Origin of the sequence: Sphingopyxis sp. MG (assembly GCF_002953155.1) — a bacterium.
In the GTDB taxonomy this organism is placed as follows: Bacteria; Pseudomonadota; Alphaproteobacteria; order Sphingomonadales; family Sphingomonadaceae; genus Sphingopyxis; species Sphingopyxis granuli.
The window spans coordinates 2739185-2759998 of record NZ_CP026381.1 but is presented as its reverse complement, the minus strand read 5'-3'; the positions used below and the strand labels follow the sequence as shown (position 1 = coordinate 2759998).

At 68.1% G+C, this 20814-nt stretch carries 15 protein-coding genes; 10 read left to right on the top strand and 5 right to left on the bottom strand.

The features are described from left to right. Nucleotides 1-111: 111 nt before the first annotated feature. From C3E99_RS12700 to C3E99_RS12685, 4 genes are all read right to left on the bottom strand, one after another. Nucleotides 112-762: an ATP-dependent Clp protease proteolytic subunit gene (locus C3E99_RS12700; RefSeq protein ID WP_067106389.1), complete on the bottom strand. Its 651-nt coding sequence runs from the start codon at nucleotides 760-762 to the stop codon at nucleotides 112-114. Between the two features lie 314 nt (nucleotides 763-1076). Continuing rightward, nucleotides 1077-1415 carry a ferredoxin FdxA gene (gene fdxA / locus C3E99_RS12695; protein ID WP_067106391.1) on the bottom strand — a complete coding sequence of 113 codons (339 nt, stop codon included), beginning with the start codon at nucleotides 1413-1415 and terminating at the stop codon, nucleotides 1077-1079. A gap of 163 nt (nucleotides 1416-1578) precedes the next feature. Next, complete coding sequence (locus tag C3E99_RS12690) at nucleotides 1579-1878, bottom strand: RNA-binding S4 domain-containing protein (protein ID WP_067106393.1); 300 nt, start codon at nucleotides 1876-1878, stop codon at nucleotides 1579-1581. Continuing rightward, on the bottom strand, nucleotides 1878-4664 hold the full coding sequence (locus C3E99_RS12685; protein ID WP_234002470.1) for a helicase-related protein: 2787 nt from the start codon (nucleotides 4662-4664) through the stop codon (nucleotides 1878-1880). Before C3E99_RS12685 ends, C3E99_RS12690 begins: the two co-directional genes overlap by 1 nt. Before the next feature lie 273 nt (nucleotides 4665-4937). Here C3E99_RS12685 and C3E99_RS12680 point away from each other — a divergent pair, with 273 nt between their 5' ends. The 9 genes from C3E99_RS12680 (at nucleotide 4938) to C3E99_RS12640 (ending at nucleotide 18423) form a co-directional block, all read left to right on the top strand. Then, nucleotides 4938-6482 (top strand): M23 family metallopeptidase, encoded by a 1545-nt coding sequence (locus tag C3E99_RS12680; protein ID WP_076076809.1) that lies wholly within the window; start codon nucleotides 4938-4940, stop codon nucleotides 6480-6482. Nucleotides 6483-6754: 272 nt separating this feature from the next. Next, nucleotides 6755-9136 carry a TonB-dependent receptor gene (locus tag C3E99_RS12675; RefSeq protein ID WP_076076806.1) on the top strand — a complete coding sequence of 794 codons (2382 nt, stop codon included), beginning with the start codon at nucleotides 6755-6757 and terminating at the stop codon, nucleotides 9134-9136. 80 nt (nucleotides 9137-9216) lie between these two features. Then, nucleotides 9217-10968 carry a hypothetical protein gene (locus tag C3E99_RS12670; RefSeq protein WP_076076803.1) on the top strand — a complete coding sequence of 584 codons (1752 nt, stop codon included), beginning with the start codon at nucleotides 9217-9219 and terminating at the stop codon, nucleotides 10966-10968. Between the two features lie 25 nt (nucleotides 10969-10993). After that, entirely contained in the window at nucleotides 10994-11911 is a 918-nt protein-coding gene (locus C3E99_RS12665) for a hypothetical protein (RefSeq protein ID WP_076076801.1), read from the top strand. A 10-nt stretch (nucleotides 11912-11921) separates the two neighbouring features. Then, nucleotides 11922-12599, top strand: a complete 678-nt coding sequence (locus C3E99_RS12660; protein ID WP_076076798.1) for a fumarylacetoacetate hydrolase family protein — start codon at nucleotides 11922-11924, stop codon at nucleotides 12597-12599. A gap of 98 nt (nucleotides 12600-12697) precedes the next feature. Continuing rightward, entirely contained in the window at nucleotides 12698-14326 is a 1629-nt protein-coding gene (locus C3E99_RS12655; protein WP_076076795.1) for a thiamine pyrophosphate-binding protein, read from the top strand. Next, nucleotides 14323-15765: an aldehyde dehydrogenase family protein gene (locus tag C3E99_RS12650; RefSeq protein ID WP_234002469.1), complete on the top strand. Its 1443-nt coding sequence runs from the start codon at nucleotides 14323-14325 to the stop codon at nucleotides 15763-15765. Before C3E99_RS12655 ends, C3E99_RS12650 begins: the two co-directional genes overlap by 4 nt. After that, complete coding sequence (gene kynU, locus C3E99_RS12645) at nucleotides 15755-17008, top strand: kynureninase (RefSeq protein ID WP_076076792.1); 1254 nt, start codon at nucleotides 15755-15757, stop codon at nucleotides 17006-17008. Before C3E99_RS12650 ends, kynU begins: the two co-directional genes overlap by 11 nt. Before the next feature lie 26 nt (nucleotides 17009-17034). Beyond that, nucleotides 17035-18423: an amino acid permease gene (locus C3E99_RS12640; RefSeq protein ID WP_076076790.1), complete on the top strand. Its 1389-nt coding sequence runs from the start codon at nucleotides 17035-17037 to the stop codon at nucleotides 18421-18423. Nucleotides 18424-18539: 116 nt separating this feature from the next. Here the strand turns inward: C3E99_RS12640 and C3E99_RS12635 are convergent, their stop codons facing one another. Beyond that, nucleotides 18540-19496, bottom strand: a complete 957-nt coding sequence (locus tag C3E99_RS12635; protein ID WP_104959849.1) for a LysR family transcriptional regulator — start codon at nucleotides 19494-19496, stop codon at nucleotides 18540-18542. A 167-nt stretch (nucleotides 19497-19663) separates the two neighbouring features. Between C3E99_RS12635 and C3E99_RS12630 the strand changes: the two genes are divergently transcribed. Continuing rightward, nucleotides 19664-20680, top strand: coding sequence for an amidohydrolase family protein (locus C3E99_RS12630; RefSeq protein ID WP_234002468.1), 1017 nt, complete (start codon nucleotides 19664-19666; stop codon nucleotides 20678-20680). The last annotated feature ends 134 nt before the right edge of the window (nucleotides 20681-20814 follow it).

Here is a 20814-nt window from a genome sequence, read left to right as displayed (position 1 = left end):
CCTAGCATCGCGGTGCCAAGCGGGCGTCAAGAAATGCGGTTACCGGAATGTCACTCTCTTCGTCGTGCCGGACCGAGTCCGGGGTGGCAAAGGGATGGATCAGGCTCCGGATCAGGGCGTCGGCCCTTCACTCACATCCTTCGCCGCTTCGTCGCCGGGCATCGCCGGGCGGCGGTCGTAGACATGGTCGACGAGCCCGAACGCCTTCGCTTCCTCGGCCTCGAGGAAGGTGTCGCGGTCCATCGCCTTCTCGATGTCCTTGAGCGGCTTGCCCGTATATTGCGAGTAGAGGTCGTTCATCCGCTTGCGGATGCGCAGGATTTCCTTGGCCTGGATCTCGATGTCCGACGCCATGCCGCGCGCGCCGCCCGACGGCTGGTGGACCATGATGCGTGCGTTCGACAGCGCGACGCGCATGCCCGGCTCGCCCGCGGCGAGCAGGAAGCTGCCCATCGACGCCGCCTGGCCGATGCACACGGTGCCGACGCGCGGGCGGATATATTGCATCGTGTCGTGGATCGCCATGCCCGCCGTGACGACCCCGCCCGGCGAGTTGATGTACATGAAGATGTCCTTCTTCGGATTTTCCGATTCGAGGAACAGCAGCTGGGCGACGATCAGCGAGGCCATATTGTCCTCGACCTCGCCGGTGACGAAGACGATCCGTTCGCGCAGCAGGCGGGAGAAGATGTCGAAGCTGCGTTCGCCGCGGCTCGTCTGTTCGACGACGACGGGAACAAGGGCGGCGAGCGGGTCGATCATGCGAATCTATCCTATGTTTCCGGGATGCCGCGCCGAGGACCGGCGGGCTGACCCCTCCGCGTCCCTACATCGGCGGCAAGGCGAAGGGTTTCAAGAGGGCAATCGCGCCGGCCGGTTTGGGATCGGGGGAATGTGAGGGGCGACCTCAGGCTGTGGAATGAACGTGCAAAAGGTGGACTGGTTTCCCCTCCCGCAAGCGGGAGGGGAGAAGAATGTCGCCCACCGGCCGACATGAGCCGCCGTCTGCTGCTCCGCCAAAAAAGAAAGGGGCGGGAGTGGCCCGCCCCGCTTCCTTCGTCTTTTCGCTGTGCGAATCAGTCGCCTTCGCCGGGCTCGGGCGAGAAGAATTTGTCGAACTTGCCGTCGACACCCTTCCATTCGTCGGCGTCGGCGGGGCTTTCCTTCTTAGTCGTGATGTTCGGCCAGTCGGCGCTGAACTTGGCGTTGAGCTCCAGCCACTGTTCGAGGCCGTTTTCGGTATCGGGCAGGATCGCTTCGGCCGGACATTCGGGTTCGCAGACGCCGCAGTCGATGCACTCGTTCGGGTTGATGACGAGCATATTCTCGCCCTCGTAGAAACAGTCGACCGGACAGACCTCGACGCAATCCATGTATTTGCAACGGATGCAAGCGTCGGTGACGACGTAGGTCATGGGTAACGGCTCCCTTATCGCGGCGCGGCGCGCGCCGTTCGACTGCAACGATTCCTCGCCTCTATGCCGCGCGGCGGCGGCGCGTCAACGCCTGACGACAGTTGCGAATCACTCTCACTCGATCGGCGGCCGCGCGCGGTGCTTCCTGGGAGGCGCCGACCGTTCAGCTCGCGGCGGACGAACCCCTGTCCTCCAGCCGGACATAGCAGGATTGCGCTTCGGGGGCCGGGCCGCGCCGCGACGGCACGGTCAGCAGCCGGATCACCTCGATCCGCTCGCCCACCGGCAGCACCAGCGTCGCGCCGGCATGGACGGCGGCCGAGGCGCGGGTGACGCGTCGGCCGTCGAGGCGGATATGCCCTGCCGCGACCATCGCCTGCGCGATGCTGCGTGAGCGGGCGAAGCGCAGATACCAGAGCAGCTTGTCGAGCCGGATGCTGCCCGCGGCGCCCGGACTCGCCATCAGTCTTTGCGCCCCTCGGCCAGCAGCGCGGCGAGGCCCGCGAAGGGGCTGTGCGGCGACGGGCCGCGCCGCGGCGCCCGCTCGGGGCGCGGGGTGCGCGGCGCTTCCTGCCCCGGTTTCGGGCGCGGTCCCTTCTTGGCGGGGCGGGGTGGCCGCCCCTTCGCGGCTTCGCCGGCCTGCCGCTGCGGGGCGCCCTTCCTTTCCGGCTTGCGGTGCTCCGGCTTGCGGCGCTGGCGCCTGTCGGCGCGCTTGAGCCCCGCCCAGCGCCAGCGCTGAAGCGCGGGATCGCCGACGGGGCGGAAGCCGAAACTCTGGAGCAGCGCGCGCCGTGCCTCCTCGTCAAGGCCGAGCGAGGTGGCGAGCGCCGGATCGATCGCAAACCCCGGCGGCAGCGCGGCGGCGGCGCCTTCGCCATCGCCTTCGCTCTCTTCGCCCGCCTCCTGCTGCGCGGCGTGATGCGGATCGCCACCCGCGACCGGCGCGCTCGGCGGCGTGGCGGCCTGCATCCGCGCGGCATGCGCCTGCCGCGCCAGCTTCTCGGCCATGTCGATGCGCAGCCAGCCCGAAGCGCAGCGGCGGAAGCCCGCCACCGCCAGCCCCGCTTCGTCGCCGCCCTTTTGCAGCACCGCGCCGTGCGGCGGCAGCGCGGGCATCGCCGTGCCCTGCTGCGCGGCGAGCAGCGCGGCGCGCCAGCGCACCGCCTCGGGCTTGAGGAGCTGCGGGTGGAACAGGTCGAGCGACCCGATGGTGAGGCCGAGCCGGCGGAGCAGCGGCCGCTCGTCCGCGGTCATCGCCGCGAGCTGGTCCTCGACAGCAGCGCGCGGCGCCGTGCCGCCGCCGTCGACCAGCGCCGCGAGCAGCGCGCGCACCCGCGGCGGGGTGAAGAGGTCGCCCGCCGCCGCGCCCATCGCGGCGAGCGGCGCGGCGTGGCGTGCGATCTGTTCGGCGACGAAGCGCTGGAGCCGCTCGGCGATCGCCTGCACCTGCGGCGGATCGAGCCGGCGCAGCGCCGCATCGAGAAGGATCGCCGGCTGCACCAGCGTCGTTCCCCGCGCCAACGTCGCGATGGTCTGGCCGTGCCATGCGAGGCGCGGCGGCGCGCCCGCGTCGCCGACCAGCGCCAGCGCGCCGCCGTCGCTCTCGGCCAGCGCCGCGGCGCGCCGCGCCAACTCGCCGCGCAGATGCTTGTCCGCGGCGGCGAGCAGCAGCCGGTGGTCGCTCGCGCGCGCGACAGGGTCGACCTTGAAACTGAAGCCGTTCAGCGTTCCCAGCGCTTCGCCGTCGACCGCGACGGTGCCGTCGGCGCCAACCGCGACCGGCAGCGCGGCGTGGCGCTGGCCGGCGTCGCGGATCAGCAGCGCCAGCCGCCGGTCGACGAAGCGCTGCGTCAGCGCCGCATGCAGCGCATCGGACAATCGCGATTCGAGCGCCTGCGTCTGCGCGGTCCACCCCGCCGCATCGGCGATCCAATCGCCGCGCTGGGCGATGAAGCACAGCGTGCGCACCGCCGCGATGCGGCTTGCGAGCTGGTCGATGTCGCCCTCGGCATCGTCGAGCCGCGCGAGCCGGCGCGCGAACCAGTCGGGGTCGATCATGCCGTCGCCGCTGGTGCGCCACTGCCACAGGCGGAGCACGGTGCGGCTGTGATGCTCGGCGCCGAGCTGCTCGAAATCGGGCAGGCCGCAGACGTCCCACAATCGCTCGACCGCCTGCGGCTCGCCGCCGCGCGCCGCGACCTCGATATCGCCCGCCAGGTGCCGCAGCACGGCGAGGTCCACCGCTTCGGGCGCCGCGCGCAGCGCGGGGTGGGCAGGGGACTGGGCGAGGTCGGCGAGCAGCCCGTCGAGCGTGTCGAAGCGCGGCTGCGGGTTGCGCCAGAACAGGCTCGACAGCGGCGGGAAATGATGCCCCTCGATCGCGGCGATTTCCTCGGGCGTCATACCGCCCTGCGGCAGGCCGATGGTGCCGAAGCTGCCGTCCTGCTGGTGGCGTCCGGCGCGACCCGCGATCTGCGCCATCTCCGCGATGGTCAGGCGGCGCAGGCGTCGCCCGTCGAATTTCTGCAGGCTGGCGAAGGCGACGTGGCGCACGTCGAGGTTCAGCCCCATGCCGATCGCGTCGGTGGCGACCAGATAGTCGACCTCGCCCGCCTCGAACATCGCGACCTGCGCGTTGCGGGTGCGCGGGCTCAGCGCGCCCATCACCACCGCCGCGCCGCCCGCGAAGCGGCGCAGCATCTCGGCGATCGCATAGACTTCCTCGGCCGAGAAGGCGACGATCGCCGACCGCTTGGGAAGGCGCGACAGCTTCATCGCGCCGGCATAGCTGAGCGTCGAAAAACGCGGCCGCCCGACGATTTCGGCCTCGGGCACCAGTTCGCGGATCAGCGGGGTGAGGCTGGCCGAGCCGAGAATCATCGTCTCGTCGCGGCCGCGCGCGCGTAGCATCCGGTCGGTGAAGACGTGCCCGCGCTCGGGATCGGCGCCAAGCTGCGCCTCGTCGATCCCGACGAAGGCGACGTCGCGCTCGATCGGCAACGCCTCCATCGTGCCGAGCACGTAGCGCGCCTCGGGCGGCCAGATGCGTTCCTCGCCGGTGACCAGCGCGACCGCGGCAGGTCCCTTGATCGCGGCGACGCGGTCATAGACCTCGCGCGCGAGCAGGCGCAACGGGAAGCCGATCATGCCGCTGACATGGGCGGTCAGGCGTTCGACCGCCAAATGGGTCTTGCCGGTGTTGGTGGGGCCAAGGACGGCCTTGACCATGGAGGAGGAGGTGAAAGGCATCGTCTTGGCGCCACGCTGGCATGGCGCGCGCGCGGGTGCAACCGCCGATCGCCGCACGATACGCCTCTCGCCTGCCTTTTCCGCCGGCGGGCACGCCACAGCCCGCCTCGGCCACGGCTCGCCGCAAGCCAAAAGCCGCGGGGAAGCCATTAAATTGACTTTAACGACCTTTGTTTACAGACGTTCGGTCCGACGAGATCATCGACGGCCGGGTCGCGGGAGGCCCGTCGAGCGGGGGTTTATTTGTTCCAGCGCCACGAACCCATTGCCGGGATGTCAGGCAACGCGGCCGCGCTCAGCATGGCGCAGGCCGTTCCGCTGCGGCCCGCGGGGTTCGAACCCGAACCGGCACTCTCGTGGCGCGATCGTCTCGCCGGTCTTGACCTCGTTCCCGATCTGGGCGCCAATATCGGCTCGGCCGAATGGTGGCGCGGGCTGGTGACGCTGACGCTGCTGTGCGGCAGCGCCATCGCGACCTTTCCCGGCATCAAGCCGCTGGAGATCGGCGGCGCGCCCGCGCTCGACGCCGCCGATTTCAACGAGGCGCGCGCGCAGATGATCGTGCCGCTCGCGCTCGGCGCCGACACGGGCCGCCACATGGCCGCGACCGACGCGGTGCGCCCGCTGACCCAGACGCCCGAACGGCCGCAGATCGAGTTGGCCGCGACGCTCGGCCGCGGCGACAGCTTCGCCCGCCTGCTCGAACGCTCGGGCGTCGGCGGCGTGGAGGCGCAGGCCATCGCGCAGCAGGTTTCGGGCGCCGTGCCGCTGTCCGACATCGCGCCGGGCACGCGCATCGACCTGATCCTGGGACGCCGCGCGGCGCGCACCATGCCGCGCCCGGTCGAGGCGCTGGCGATGCGCGCACGCTTCGACCTTCGTATCGAGATGGAGCGGATCGACGGGCGGATGGTGATGCGCCGCATCCCGATCGCCGTCGACGCGACGCCGCTGCGCATCCGCGGACGGGTCGGCGACAGCCTCTATCGTTCGGCGCGCGCGGCGGGCGCGCCGCCGGAGGCGATCCAGGCCTATCTGCGCGTGATCGGCAAGCAGATCTCGGTCGGCAGCGACCTGCGCGCCTCGGACGAATATGACATCATCGTCGACCATCGCCGCGCCGAAACGGGCGAAAGCGAGACGGGCCGGCTGCTCTATGCCGGGCTGATCCGCGGCGGCAAGCCGAAGCTGTCGATGCTCGAATGGACCAAGGACGGGCGCAGCCAGTGGTTCGAGGCGTCGGGCGTCGGCGAACGGCGCGGCGGCATGGTGCGCCCGACGAACGGCCGCGTCACCTCGACCTTCGGGGTGCGGCGCCATCCGATCCTCGGCTATCGCCGCATGCACAGCGGCGTCGATTTCGGCGGCGGCTATGGCGCGCCCATCCATGCGGTCAGCGACGGCGTGGTGACGGTCGCCGGCCGCACCGGCGGCTTCGGCAATTACGTCAAGCTCAACCATGGCGGCGGCACCGGCACCGGCTATGGGCATATGAGCCGCATCGCGGTGCGCACGGGCCAGCGCGTCGCGCGCGGGCAGGTGATCGGCTATATCGGCTCGACCGGCCTGTCGACCGGGCCGCATCTTCATTTCGAAGTCTATCGCAACGGCCATGCGGTGAACCCGATGTCGGTCAGCTTCGTCACCAAGGCACAGCTCGAAGGCCAGGAACTCGCGGCCTTCCGCGCGCGCATCCGCACGCTGACCGCGATCGGCCCGGGCGCGGCGCTGGCGCCCGTCGCGCCGAAGCAGATCGAGGGGCCGAAGCTCGGCTCGCTCGCCGACGTCGCTTCGAAGCGGGCCGGCGACGGACTCTGACGGGACGCGGCGCGGATCCACGCGCCGGCTATCGTCCGCTCCGTTCAGACGCGTGCGCAGCTACCGCGCGACCGCCATCGCTCGCGGCGCGGCCGGCGTCGCCTGCTGGCTGGTCGAATCTTGGATATAATCAAAAAGGAATATTGGGGCATGCATAATTTATTATGTTGATATATGAACGCCGCTAATTTGCAGCCTGCGACACAACAATGCCGGTTGGGCACCTTCCCGAGCGAGGATGAGGGGTCCGGCCGCTGGGGAGGTAAGCTGCAATGACATCCACTCGAAATCTGCGCTGGGCGCTTCTCGCGACCGTAGCGGGCCTCGCGGCGCCGGGCACGGCCTTTGCGCAGGCGGCCCCGAACGAGGCTGCCGCGGCCGCACCGGGCGACGAGATCGTCGTCACCGCGCGCAAGCGCGCCGAAAGCCTGCAGGACGTTCCGATTTCGGTCCAGGCGTTCAGCAGCGCCGCGCTCGAACAAGCCGGCATCAAGGATTTCTCCGAAGTCGCCTACCGCATTCCGGGGCTCAAGCTCAGCGCCGAGCGCGCGGTCGATACCGAACTGTTCATCCGCGGCATCGGTTCGGACATCCAGGGCGCCGGCGCCGACGCGGCGGTCGGCATCTTCGTCGACGGCGTCTATCTGTCGCGCGGCACCGGCTCGCTGCTCGACCTCTATGACCTCGAGCGCGTCGAGGTGCTCAAGGGGCCGCAGGCGCTCCGTTTCGGCAAGAGCGTCGTCGGCGGCCTGATCAACTATGTGACCAAGAAGCCCGGCGACACGTTCGAAGGGCGCTTCGAGGCGAGCTACGGCAACTATGACCGGATCGACGTCGCGGCGTCGATGCGCGGCCCGGTGTCGGACACCGTCAGCCTCGGCCTGACGGCTAGTTCGCGCAAGCACGACGGCTATGCGAAGAATCTGCGCGGCGGCGACGAAGAGGACCAGAATATGCAGTCGGTGCGCGCGCAGCTGCGCTGGCAACCCGACGCGACGCTCGATGTCAATCTGTCGGCCGACTATACGCGCCACCGCGACGGCGCGCGCTGGGTCGACATCCTCGTTCCCGGCGACAGCGAGGAAGTGACCTACCTCGGCTATTATGCGCCGACGATCGACAGCCTGCCCGGTTTCGTGCTGCCGAACCGCAACGCGCCGTTCAAGAGCGCGAAGCGCCGCTCGGGCGAGCATAATTTCACCGGCTTCCAGAACAGCGACATGTACGGGCTCAGCGGCACGATCGACTGGCAGCCGGGCGACGGGATCAGCATCACCTCGCAGACCGCCTATCGCGACAGCTCGCTGGCGGCGCGCGAGGACGGATCGGGGATGTTCTTCAACTTCCCCTTCGACCCCGCCACCAACGCCCCCGACATCACCTCCGCGATGCTCGCCGGGCTCGACACCTATCTCGCGACTGTCCCCGACAGCTATTTCGACAGCGGCAAGGGCGAGGACGTGAAGCAATTCTCGCAGGAACTGCGCCTGCGCTGGGACAATGGCGGGCCGCTCCGGCTCGAAGGCGGCGTCTATTATCTGCACGAGAAGATCCGCCGCGCGGAAGATGTGAACTTCCTCTTCCCCGACTTCGGGGCGATCGAGGAATTCGCCTTCGCGCTCGCCTATGGCGGCATCCCGGCGACGCCGTCGCCCGGCTCGAACCACACGGTCACCAGCTCGCGCAACGACAATATCGGCGTCTTCGGCGAAGTCAGCTTCGACCTGACCGACCAGCTCGCCGTCGAGGCGGGGCTGCGTTATGCCTATGACCGCAAGCGCTATTCGAACAATCGCTCGGGCGTGTCGTTCGAGGGCGAGGCGGTCAATTTCCAGGTCGGCGAGACGCGGAGCTGGGACGCCTGGCTGCCGAGCGCGACGCTACGCTACGAACCGAGCGACGACGTCACCCTCTATGCCCGCTATGCGAAGGGCTACAAGCCCGGCGGCTGGACGGGCGAGGACGCCAACACGCCGGCCGAGGCGCTGGTCTCCTTCGATCCCGAAACCGCCGACAGCTTCGAACTCGGCGCCAAGCTCGCGCTTGCCGACCGGCGGTTGTTCATCAACGCGGCGGCCTATTATACGCTCTACGACAATCTCCAGACCAACCAGTTCCTGTCGCCGGGGCCGGGGATGCCGCCCGACAATTTCGTCTTCAATGCGAAGAACGGCACGCGCGCCTATGGCCTCGAACTCGATTTCCAGGCGCGGATCACCGATACCTTTACCCTGTCGGGCAACTATGCATTTTCGAAGTGCAACTTTACCGGCGAGCTGATCATCGACGACGACGGAACCGACCTCGACGGCAACAGTTGCCGCCGCACTCCCAAGCATGCGTTCAGCGTCGCGGCGAACCTCGACCAGCCGATCAGCGAACGGCTCGCGCTGGTGGCGGGCACCGACTTCCAGTATACGGGGGCGAATTTCTTCGACAATCCGAACACCCCGATCCTGAAGTTCGACGAAGAGGTGCTGCTCAATGCACGCATCGGGGTGCGCGACATCGACGACAAGTGGGAATTGACCGCCTGGATCAAGAATCTCACCAACGAGCTCAACTATACCAGCAAGCTCGAATTGTTCGGCACCATCTATTCGACCTATATCCCGCCGCGCACCTATGGCCTGACGGCCCGGTTCCGCTTCTAGGGCATCATTGTCATTGCAACTCCGGATCGGGTTCGGGGTCGCAATGATGCAGCGGGTCAACAGGCAGGAAAGGGTTCGCAATGAAGCGCGGCATCAGGATCATGGCAGGCGCAGGCACCGTCCTCGCCGCGCTGCTCGGCACGGCGGCGCTCGCTGCGGCGGACTGGGGTCCGAAAGAACCCGGGCCGATCGATGTGCGCGATTCGTGGCTGCAGGCCTGGATCACCATGACCCCCGACAATCCGCCAGCCCCGCCGAAACCGGGCGTCGATTACGGCATGAACCCCGATGGGTCGTTCCGCCATCCGGTCGCGACGCCGCTGACGACCGATGCGCCACGCTTTCCGGGGCAGCTCGATCATTGGGATCAGAACAGCTACGCCAGCAACGTCGATGTGATCGCCTTCTATCCCGCGGTGACATCGCCGTGGCACGCCTGGGCGAATGTCGTCGATTTCGGCGGCAAGCGCTATCTCTACACCCACGACCGCGACTATCTGCGCATCCTCGATGTCACCGACCCGCGCAAGGCGAAGATCGTCTGGTCGCAGGGCGGCACCTGGAGCGCCAAGGGGTCGAGCGAGGATTGGGACGCCTCCGCGGTTACCGACTATTTCGGCGGCGTCACCATCGCATGGAACGAGAAGCTGCGGCGCAACATCCTCGTCGCCTCCTACGAGATCGGCCGCTTCGGCCTGATGGAGGACAAGCGCCGCGAGCCCGCGAAAGTGGCGGAGCAGCGTCACTATAATTCGCTCAAGGGCTTCAAGGTCTATGCGATGAACGGTCCGACCCCCGACCAGTGGGAACTGATCGCGACGCGCACCACCGACACCAAGCACCCCGACGCGCCGATCGGGCAGCAGCAGGGATCGGGCGCGCTCGACGCGGTCACATGGTTCGGGGGCAAATATATGCTGCTCTCGGCGGCGCCCGACGACAGCTATTCGCTCACCGAATATCCCGATTATCTCTATTCGCCCGGCTATCAGGTCTGGAACATGGCGGACCCGGCGAACCCGAAATTCGTGTCGCAAATCACGGTGCCCGGCCAGCAGCTCGGCGACCCCGCCAGCGAGGCCGCCTATCGCGCCAATCCGCGCGCGGGCAACCGGACGAGCTGGATGGGGTCGCGCTATCCAATCGTGACCACCCGGCCGGTCGAGAACGGCGGCAAGGTCGGCTTCGGCGGCATGGGCGGGCTCGGCTTCTACACGTTCGACCTCAGCGACCCGGCGCAGCCGAAGACGCTCGGCCATCTCACCGTCCCGCCGAGCTATGCCGGGACCGAATTCGACAATGTCGACGTCAGCCAGTATGACCGCACCGGCTTCGTCTTCGCGAACGGCTATCCGATGAACGAGAATTGCTACGAGCCGTTCAAGGACATTTATTCGATCGACGTGCGCGATCCCGCGCATCCGAAGGTCGCGGCGACCTTCCCGCGTCCGACGCCGCCGCCCGGCGCGGCCTTCACCGATTTCTGCCAGCGGCGCGGCAGCTTCGGGCCGAAGCGGTCGGGCGGGCTCACCCAGCCCGAGCGCGGGCGCCAGGGTCTCGCCATCTATGCCTTCTACAACGCGGGCATCCAGATCTTCGACGTCAAAGATCCGGCAAAGCCGAAGGTCGCGGGCTATTTCGTCCCGCGCTTCGCGACGACCGACGAACTGCCCGATTATGCGATCGGCAACTCGACCTTCGCGGTCTATACCGAATATGACCGCAACATCATCTGGGCCTTTTCGGTGAACGGCGTCTATGCGCTGTCGTCGCCGCTGCTCGGCAAGCCGCGGCTCGGTGCGCCGAAGACCATCTGGCCCGAACGGCGATAATCCCACTTCGAAAAGGACCTGATTTATGCGCACAGCGATGATGACGCTGGCGGGGGCGCTGCTCCTCGCCGGATGCTCGAACGCGCCCGCCGACAAGCCGGTGGCAAATCCCGCCGAACCTGCCGGCGACAATATCCTGCACATCAGCTGGGGCGGCATCGCGGAGGCCGATGCGGGCGAGGCCGCGCGCCACTGGTCGACCTGGACGATCAACCTCGTCGACGGCGGTCCGGCCTATGGCTGGCAGTCCGACAAGGCCGTCACCCTCCCGCACCAGCTCGCTTTCGAGCTGGCGGGCAGCGGCACGATCCGAGCGGTCGCGCTCGACAATCGCTTCGAGCCGGTGGTGCGCGAGGACGGGTCGATGTCGCAGGCCCCCGACGGCTCGCCAGTGCGGCGCTTCGCGCTGCTCGGCTCGACCGCCGGGCCCGATGGGCCGTTCGAGACGCTGGTCGAGGGCGAGGCCAAGGCCGACGCGCAGACGCTGGTGAAACTGCCGAAGGAGGCCCGCGCACACTGGCTGCGGCTGCGCATCGACAGCAATTGGGCGGGCAGCGGTTCGACGCGTCTGTCGGACCTCGCCGTGATCGGCGATCTCGACCAGCGCGGGGCGGGCGGCGGCGAGGACGTCGGCGGCGTCTATGCCCATGAATATGGCCCGATCCTGCTGCGGCAGAAGGGGAATGAGGTTATCGGCTGCTACAACGACGGGCTCGGCACGCTGCGCGGCACGATCTTCGGCCGCATCATGCGGCTCGCCTGGTATTCGAAGGCAGAGGGCAGCATCGGCGCGGCGACGCTGGTCGCGGCGAACGGCAAGCTCTATGGCTTCTGGTATCGCCCCGAAGACAGGATGGGCAGCCCGTGGAATGCGGTGAGGGAAGGCGGCCTCGACGGCGCCGATCTCGGCAAGTGCCGCGCGGCGCTCTATCCGCCAGCCTGAGGACTTGCCCATGCGTTTCGATGTTTCCGCCCCCACCGCCGAAATCGCCGGAAGCGCCGAGCGCTTCCCCGTTCGCCGCATCTTCTGCGTCGGCAAGAATTACGCCGACCACGCGCGCGAGATGGGCGGCGATCCGACGCGCGAGCCGCCCTTCTTCTTCTCGAAGCCCGCCGATGCGATCGTCGGGGGGGCGGGCGACATCGCGATGCCCCCGCGCACCGACAATCTGCATCACGAGATCGAGCTGGTCGTCGCGCTCGCGAAGGGCGGCGCGAATATCGCATCCGACGACGCGATGTCTCACATCTTCGGCTATGCGGTCGGCAACGACCTGACGCGCCGCGACCTTCAGGCCGACGCGAAGGCCGGCGGCCGGCCGTGGGATATGGCCAAGGGCTTCGACCACAGCGCGGTGCTGTCGCCGATCCGCCCGGCGGCCGAGGTCGGCCATCCAGCTGCAGCGCGAATCTGGCTGTCGGTGGGTGGGACGGTCCGGCAGGACGGCAATATCGCCGATATGATCTGGCCCGTCGCCGATATCATCGCTGAGCTGTCGACCTATGTCGAGCTGAAGGCGGGCGACCTCATCTACACCGGCACCCCGGCGGGCGTCGGCCGGATCGTGGCAGGCGATGTCGTCGAGGGCGGGATCGACGGCATCGGGACGATTGCCAACCGCTTCTTATAACAAGTTCGCCATATCATAGAGGGCATTTGATATTATTTGTGTATGACGGAGGCGCCTAATCCGGCGCTGTACCCCGGCTCCCGCATGAAGGATCGCGCATGACATCGACGACCGTAGCCCGCAACGTCGTGACGGGACTGCGCGACATGGGCGTGCGCCATGTCTTCGGCGTGCCGAGCGGCGGCTGGGTCGATTATATGGAGGCGATCCGCACCACTGACGGCATCGACTTCGTACTGACCAGCCATGAGGGCGGCGCGGGTTTCATGGCCGATGTGTGCGGGCGGCTGACCGGGGTGCCGGGGGTCTGCTTCGGCACCTTCGGACCGGGCGCGACCAACCTTGCGACCGGGGTCGGCGGCGCGACGCTCGACCGCTCGCCGATGATCGCGCTGACCGACGAGATGCCTGCGCCCTTGCGTGGACGCACCGTGCAGATGGCGATCGACCATCAGGCGCTGTTTGCGCCGCTGACCAAGGCGACGATGCGGATCGAGGCCGACGGCGCCGCCGATACGCTGGCGCAGGCGGCGCGGATAGCGTTGTCGGGCCGCCCGGGCGCTGTGCATGTCGGCCTGCCGCAGGGGATGAGCGCGGAGGTGGTCGAGCCTGCCGCAATCGGCCTGATCGTGCCCGACGCACCACCCGCGCCCGATGCCGCCGCGCTCGATGCGCTGACCGCCGCCTTTGCCGCCGCCGCGAAGCCGGTGCTCGCCGTCGGCCTCGGCGCCGTCCACGCGGGGGTGCAGGACCGCATCCTCGCGCTGGCCGAGCGGTTCGGCCTGCCGGTACTGCTGACCCCGATGGCGAAGGGCATGGTGCCGGAGGATCACCCCAATTACGCGGGTGTGCTGTTCCACGCACTGTCCGACATGGTTGGGCGGACGCATGCTGAGGCCGATCTGGTCGTCGCGGTTGGCTACGACCCGATCGAGTTCAATTACGAAAGCTGGATGAAGGACGGACTCGCGCTCGCCAGCATCGACGTCGCCCCCGCTGACATCGACCGCGCCAAGCATCCCGTCGCCGCCGAGGTCGTCGGCGCCATCGCGCCCGCGCTCGACGCGCTCCTCGCGCTGCCCGCCGCCGCGAAGGCCTGGGACCTCGCGGCGCTGGCCGAGCGCAGGGCGGCGATGTTCGCGAAGTTGAAGGGGCGCGAGGGCCGTTTCGGTCCCTGCGCCGCGCTCGACGTGCTCCGTGACGTGCTGCCCGCCGACGGCATCATGACCTGCGACGTCGGCGCGCACACGCATCTGATCGGCCAGCATTGGCGCACGCCCCGGCCGGGGACGCAGATCATGACCAACGGCTGGTCGGCAATGGGCTTCGGCCTGCCCGCCGCAATCGCCGCGAAACTGTGCCGTCCCGATACGCCGGTCTGCTGCGTGCTCGGCGACGGCGGCTTCCTGATGACGGTCGGCGAACTGGCGACTGCCGCGCGCGAAAAGCTGCCGATCGTCATCGTCGTCTTCACCGACAACGACCTCGCGCTGATCCGCATCAAGCAGGAGAAGAAGGCGAACCCCATCTATGGCACGCCGGTGCGTGCTGAGGGAACGATCGGCGGCCCGTCGCTGTTCGGGGTGCCGGTGACGGTCGCGCGCGATCCCGCCGAATTCCGTGCCGCGCTCGAAGCTGGTTTCACTGCGGACGGCCCGGTCATCGTCGAGGCGCTGCTCGACAGCCGTGAATATGACGAGCTGGTGCTGCGCAAGGACAAGCCATGATGCATGTCGCGTTCGACGCGGCGCGCTCGCTGTTGATCGGCGGCCGCTGGGAGGCGGCCGACGCGACGATGGATGTCATAGATCCCTGGTCGGGCGCGGCGCTCGGCGCGGTCGCCTGCGCCGATGCGAGCCATGTCGAACGCGCGGCTGCCGCCGCGGTGCACGGCGCCGCCGCGATGCGCGAGCTGCCGACCGGCGCGCGCTCGCGCATTCTCCACGCCGCCGCGTTGGCGCTCGAAGCCGATGGCGAGCGCTTCGCCGCCGCGATCACCGCCGAAACGGGCAAGCCGATCCGCGCCGCCGCTCGCGAAGTGGCGCGCGCCGTCAACACGCTGCGCCTCTCGGCCGAAGAGGCGGTGCGGCTGGCCGGCGAGACGATCGCCTTCGATGGCTTTCCGGGGGGAGAGTCGCGGTCGGGGCATTACATCTATGAACCTGTCGGCGTCGTCGCCGCGATCACGCCGTTCAACGATCCGCTCAATCTCGTCTGCCACAAGCTCGGCCCCGCCTTCGCGGCAGGCAACGCCGTCGTGCTCAAGCCCGCCGAGCAGGCGCCGCTCGTCGCGATCATGCTGGCGCGGCTGCTGCTCGCGGCGGGACTGCCCGAAAGGGCGCTGAACCTGCTGACCGGGCGCGGGGCCGACTTCGGCGATGCGCTGACGAGCCACCCCGACGTGGCGATGATCAGCTTCACCGGCGGCGCCGGGGTTGGGCAGGCGATCTGTCGTTCGGCCGGGATCAAGCGCGTGGCGATGGAACTCGGCGGCAACGGGCCGGTGATCGTGATGGACGATGCCGATGTCGACAGGGCCGCCGCCGCTTGCGTTTCGGGCGCGTTCGGCGCGGCGGGGCAGAACTGCATCGGCGTCCAGCGCATCTATGTCCACGACGCGGTCCACGACCACTTTCGGGCGGCGCTGATCGCCGCGACGCGCGCCTTGCGCGTCGGCGACCCGACCGACCCGGCGACCGACATCGGCCCGATGATCGGCACGGGAGAGGCGACGCGCATCGCGGCGTGGATCGAGGAAGCCGTGGCGGGCGGCGCGACGCTGCTTGCGGGCGGCGAGCGCGCCGGGGCGCTGGTGCGGCCGACTTTGCTTGCCGACGTGCCCGATGATGCGCGCGTCGCCTGCCGCGAAGCCTTCGGCCCGGTCGTCAGCCTGTTCCGCTTCGCCGATCTGGACGAGGCCATCGACGCGGCCAATCGCGCCGACTACGCGATCCATGCCGCGATCTTCACCGAATCGATCCGCAACGCGCGCCACGCGGCGCGGCGGCTGCGCGCGGCGGGGGTGATAATTAACGATTCGACCGACTACCGGCTCGACGCCATGCCTTTCGGCGGCGCGGGGCGGGGCAATATGGGCCGCGAAGGCGTGCGCTTCGCCGCGCGCGAAATGTCGCAGACGAAGGTGATATGTTTCCATGACGCTTGATGCCGAACCCCTTGATCGCGCCGCCTGTCAGGCGATGGACGCCGCCGATCCGCTCGCGCCGCTGCGCGATCGCTTCGACCTGCCCGAAGGCCTGATCTATCTCGACGGCAATTCGCTTGGCGCGATGCCGAAGGATGCGGCGGCGCGCGCACACGACGTCGTGACGCGCGAGTGGGGGACCGGCCTGATCAAGAGCTGGAACAGCGCCGGCTGGTTCGACCTGCCGGTGCGGCTCGGCGACAAGCTCGCGCCGCTGATCGGCGCCGCACCGGGCGAGGTCGTCGTCTGCGATTCGACGAGCCAGAATCTGTTCAAGGTGCTGTCGGCCGCGGTCGCGCTGCGTCCGGACCGCCGCGTTCTGATCCTCGAAGGCAGTAATTTCCCGACCAACAACTATATCGCCGAGGGCGTCGCCGCAGCGACCGGCGGGCGGGTCGAGGTCCGGCTCTGTGAAAAGGACGAGATTGCGGAGGCGATCGACGAAGACACGATCGCGGTCGCGATCACCCATGTTCATTACAAGTCGGGGCACGTCCACGACATGGCCGCGATCACCGCGCGCGCGCATGCGGCCGGGGCGCTCTCCATCTGGGACCTGTGTCACAGCGCCGGGGCGATGCCGGTCGACCTCAATGGCGCTGGCGTCGATTTCGCGGTCGGCTGCACCTACAAATATCTGAACGGTGGTCCCGGCTCGCCTGCTTTCCTGTTCGCGGCGCGGCGCCACCAGGGGCAGGCGCTCCAGCCCGTCACCGGCTGGTGGGGGCACGCCGCGCCCTTCGCCTTCGAACCCGGATACCGCCCGCAGCAGGGCATCCGCCAATATCTGATCGGCACCCAGCAGATTCTATCGATGGCGCTCGCCGAGGTCGGGCTCGACATCCATCTGTCGGCCGACATGGACGCAATCCGCGCGAAGTCGATAGCGCTCACCGACCTGTTCATCCGCCTCGTCGAGCAGCGCTGCGCCGGCCACGGCTTCACGCTCGCGTCGCCGCGCGCGGCCGAGGCGCGCGGCAGCCAGGTGTCCTTCGCGCACGCCGACGGCTATCCGATCATGCGCGCGCTGATCGCGGCGGGGGTGATCGGCGATTTCCGCGCGCCCGACACGGTGCGCTTCGGCTTCACGCCGCTTTATGTCCGCTTCGTCGACGTGTGGGATGCCGTCGACCGGCTGGTGGCGATCATGGACGGCGGCATCTGGAAATTGCCGGAGCATCAGGTACGCGACGCCGTTACATGAGCGCGCGGCAAGGGGAGGGAGTGACGATGGACGAACAGGCCTATCTCGATCGCGAGGCGGGACTCGAGCGTGGGCTGAGTAAGGCGCAGATCATCATGATCGGCCTCGGCGGCGCGATCGGCACCGGCCTGTTCATGGGATCGGGAATCGCGATCGGCTATGCCGGGCCGGGGGTGCTCATCAGCTATCTGATCGCGGCGCTGATCGCGGTGATCATGGTGTTCAGCCTGTCCGAAATGGCCGTCGTCCACCCCACCGCAGGTTCGTTCGGCACCTATGCCGAAATCTATCTCGGGCCGATGATGGGCTTCATCGTCCGCTATACATACTGGATTCAGCAGGTACTGCTGATCGGCGCCGAGGCGGTCGCGGTCGGCATCTACATGAGCTGGTGGTTTCCCGACGTGCCGGTGTGGTTGTGGGCGATCGGCAGCGCCGCGGCGGTGCTGTGGATCAACACGCGCGCGGTGCATAATTTCGGATCGGTCGAATATTGGCTGACCGTGATCAAGGTGTCGGCAATCGTCGCCTTCATCGTCGTCGGCCTGTCGCGCATCCTGGGCATCGTCGGCGATCCCATCGGGCTGCACAATGTCACTGGCCTTGCGGGCGGTTTCCTGCCCAACGGCTTTTTGGGCGTCTGGCTGGCGGTGCTGATGGCGCTCTTCTCATTCATGGGGCTCGAGTTCGTCGTCGGCACGGCCAGTGAGGCCAAGGACCCGAAGGTCGCGATCCCCGCCGCTCTGCGCACGATGGCGGCGCGGCTGTTCCTCTTCTACATCCTCGCGCTGTTCATCATCGTCGCCTTCCTGCCATGGACCGAATCGGGCGCGAAGGTCGTCACCGAAAGCCCGTTCGTGAAGATGTTCGCGAGCGCGGGCATCCCCTATGCGGCGGGGCTGATGAACTTCGTCGTCGCGACGGCGGCGCTGTCGGCGATGAACACCAGCATCTATCTGGGCTCGCGGATGCTCTTCTCGCTCGCGCGCGGCGGCTATGCGCCCCGCGCGCTCGGGCAGCTCAATGCGCAGAATGTGCCGATGCGCGCGACCGCCGTCACCGGCGCGGGCATCCTTGCCGCCGCCTCGCTGTCGATCCTGACCCCGCTCGCCTACAACTATCTGTTCGGCATCGTGCTGTTCGGCGGCCTGCTGGTGTGGAGCGCGATCCTCGTCAGCCACCTCCGCTTCCGCCGGCGGCACCAGGGGGCCGATCTGCCGGTGCGCATGCCCTTCTTTCCTTATGCGCAGATTCTCGGACTGGTCCTGCTCGGCGCGATCACGGTGACGATGGCGCTCCATGCCGACTGGCAGGTGGCGGTATTCGCCGGCGGACCGTGGCTGGTGCTGATCGCCGCCGCCTATCTGGTCTGGCGCCGTATGGCGCGGTCGCGGGGAACGTTCGAATCCGCATAGCTTCGCGTCGAACCTAGAGTGCGTTCGGTTTTAATTGAATCAAAACCGGCACTCTGGATTCTTGTTTTGCCGTGTTTTCCGAGTCGTCAGGTGATTCCACCTGACTTGAAAACACTCTAGCTGACCGTGTCCTGCCCTAGTTCGGCGCGGATTTCGGCCGCGATCTCGTGGATCACGCCCATGAAATAGCGCGCCGCCGCCGACAGCTCGACATGCGCGTGGGTCGTCGCGCCGATGCGCGAGCTCGCGCCCTCCAGCGTCACCGGCAGCGCGACCAGTCCCGCCTGGCCCAGCCCGACCTGGTGCGGCATCGCGGCGAGCATGTCGGTGCTCATCAGCAGCGCGTGGTTGGTCAGGATCGACACCGATTCGATCACGTCGCGCGGCGGCTCCAGCCCTTCGTGGCGAAAGGCGTGGTCGATCTGGCGACGCAGCGACGTCTGCGGCGGCGGCATCACCCACGGCTGGTCGACGAGTTCGGCGAGGCTCAGCGCGTCGCGCGCCGCCAGCGGATGATCGGCGCGCACCATGATCGACACCGTATCGAGATAAAGGACGTCCTGCTTCAGCCCCTCGCGCTCGCGATATTCGGGCAGGCGGCCGAGCACGACGTCGATGTCGCCGGTGCGCAGGCCGGGCATCAGCCGGTCGATCGTGCCCTCGGCGACCGTCACTGCGATCCCCGGCCGCCGCTCGCGCAGCCGGGCGAGCGCGCGCGGCAGCAGCGACGTCGATGCGGCGAGCAGCGTGCCGACATGGACGCGGCCCGACAGGCCTTCCTCCAGCGACTGCAGCTCCTCGCTCGCGTGGCGAAGCTGGGTCAGGATCAGCTTCGCATGCTTGATCATCACCTCGCCGAAATCGGTCGGCGTCACCCCGCGCGACGAGCGGTCGAACAGCTGGACGCCCAGTGCGTCCTCCAGCTCCTTGATGCTCTTCGTCGCCGCCGGCTGGGCGATGTTCAGCGCCTGCGATCCCTTGAGCACCGTGCCTTCGTCGGCGATCGCGGTGAGCAGCCGCAACTGGCGGAGCTTCAGACGGCTCAGCAGAAAATTCTCGTGAAATTTTGGCATGATGCTCCCCCGGGCGGCCTGATACAGTTATAGCCATTTTATAATAGCGAGGACAAGTCTGGAGATTATTGTTGATAGCAAACCCCGGCTACCCGGGTATTCGACCCGCGCCCGGAACCGGCCGCCGGTCGTAATCGACCGATGGACGGGGAGCGCCGCGAATACGCATGGACAGACAGGCATCACACACAGCGGCGGTGATCGACATGCACAGCCATTTCTTCCCCGCGATGGACGCCGCCTATCGCGCGCAGGCGGAGGCGGAGGGGCTGCCGTGGCTTCGCGACGCCGGCGACGGCACCGGCCTCATCATGTCGGGAACGAAGCCGTTTCGCCCGGTCGAGGACATCCTCTGGGATCCCGCCCGCCGCATCGAGGCGCTCGACGAGCAGGGTATCGACCTCCAGATCATCTGCGCGACGCCGATCATGTTCGGCTACGGCCGCCCCGCCGAACAGGCGCTCGATTCGGCGCAGCGCTTCAATGATGCGGCGCTCGCCTTCTGCGCCCATGCGCCCGACCGGATGCAGGCGCTGGCGCAGGTACCGCTTCAGGACATCGACATGGCATGCGCCGAAGTCGGCCGCGCGGTCGCGTCGGGGCATCTGGGCGTGCAGATCGGCAACCACATGGGGCTGCGCAACCTCGATGACGAGGGGCTGCTGACCTTCCTGGCCCATTGCGCCGATGTCGGCGCGGCGGTGCTCGTCCACCCGTGGGATATGATGGCGCGCGAGCGCATGCCCAAATATATGCTGCCCTGGCTCGTCGCGATGCCGGCGGAAACGCAGCTTTCGATCCTGTCGCTGATCCTGTCGGGCGCGTTCGAGCGTCTGCCGAAAAGCCTGCGCATCTGCTTCGGCCACGGCGGCGGCAGCTTCGCCTTCCTGCTCGGCCGGGTCGAGAATGCGTGGAAGCACCGCGACATCGTGCGCGTCGATTGCCCGAACCCGCCGTCGACCTATGTCGACCGCTTCTTCGTCGATTCCGCCGTGTTCGATCCGCGCGCGCTCAGCCTGCTGGTCGACGTGATGGGCGAGGACCGCATCCTGCTCGGTTCCGACCATCCCTTCCCGCTCGGCGAGCAGGACATCGGCGCGCTTGTGCGCGAGCACGACGGACTGTCGGCGGCGCAGAAAGCGAAGATCCTCAGCGGCAATGCGCGGGCCTTCCTGAACCTGTAACCATTGCCGATGTCGGCTTTGGGGTGGGAAGCGGTCGTTTGAGACATTCCCTGGTTTCCCCTCCCGCAGGCGGGAGGGGCAGCGAGACTTACGAACTTGTTCGTTAGTCGCAGCGGGGTGGGCCTTTGCACCGT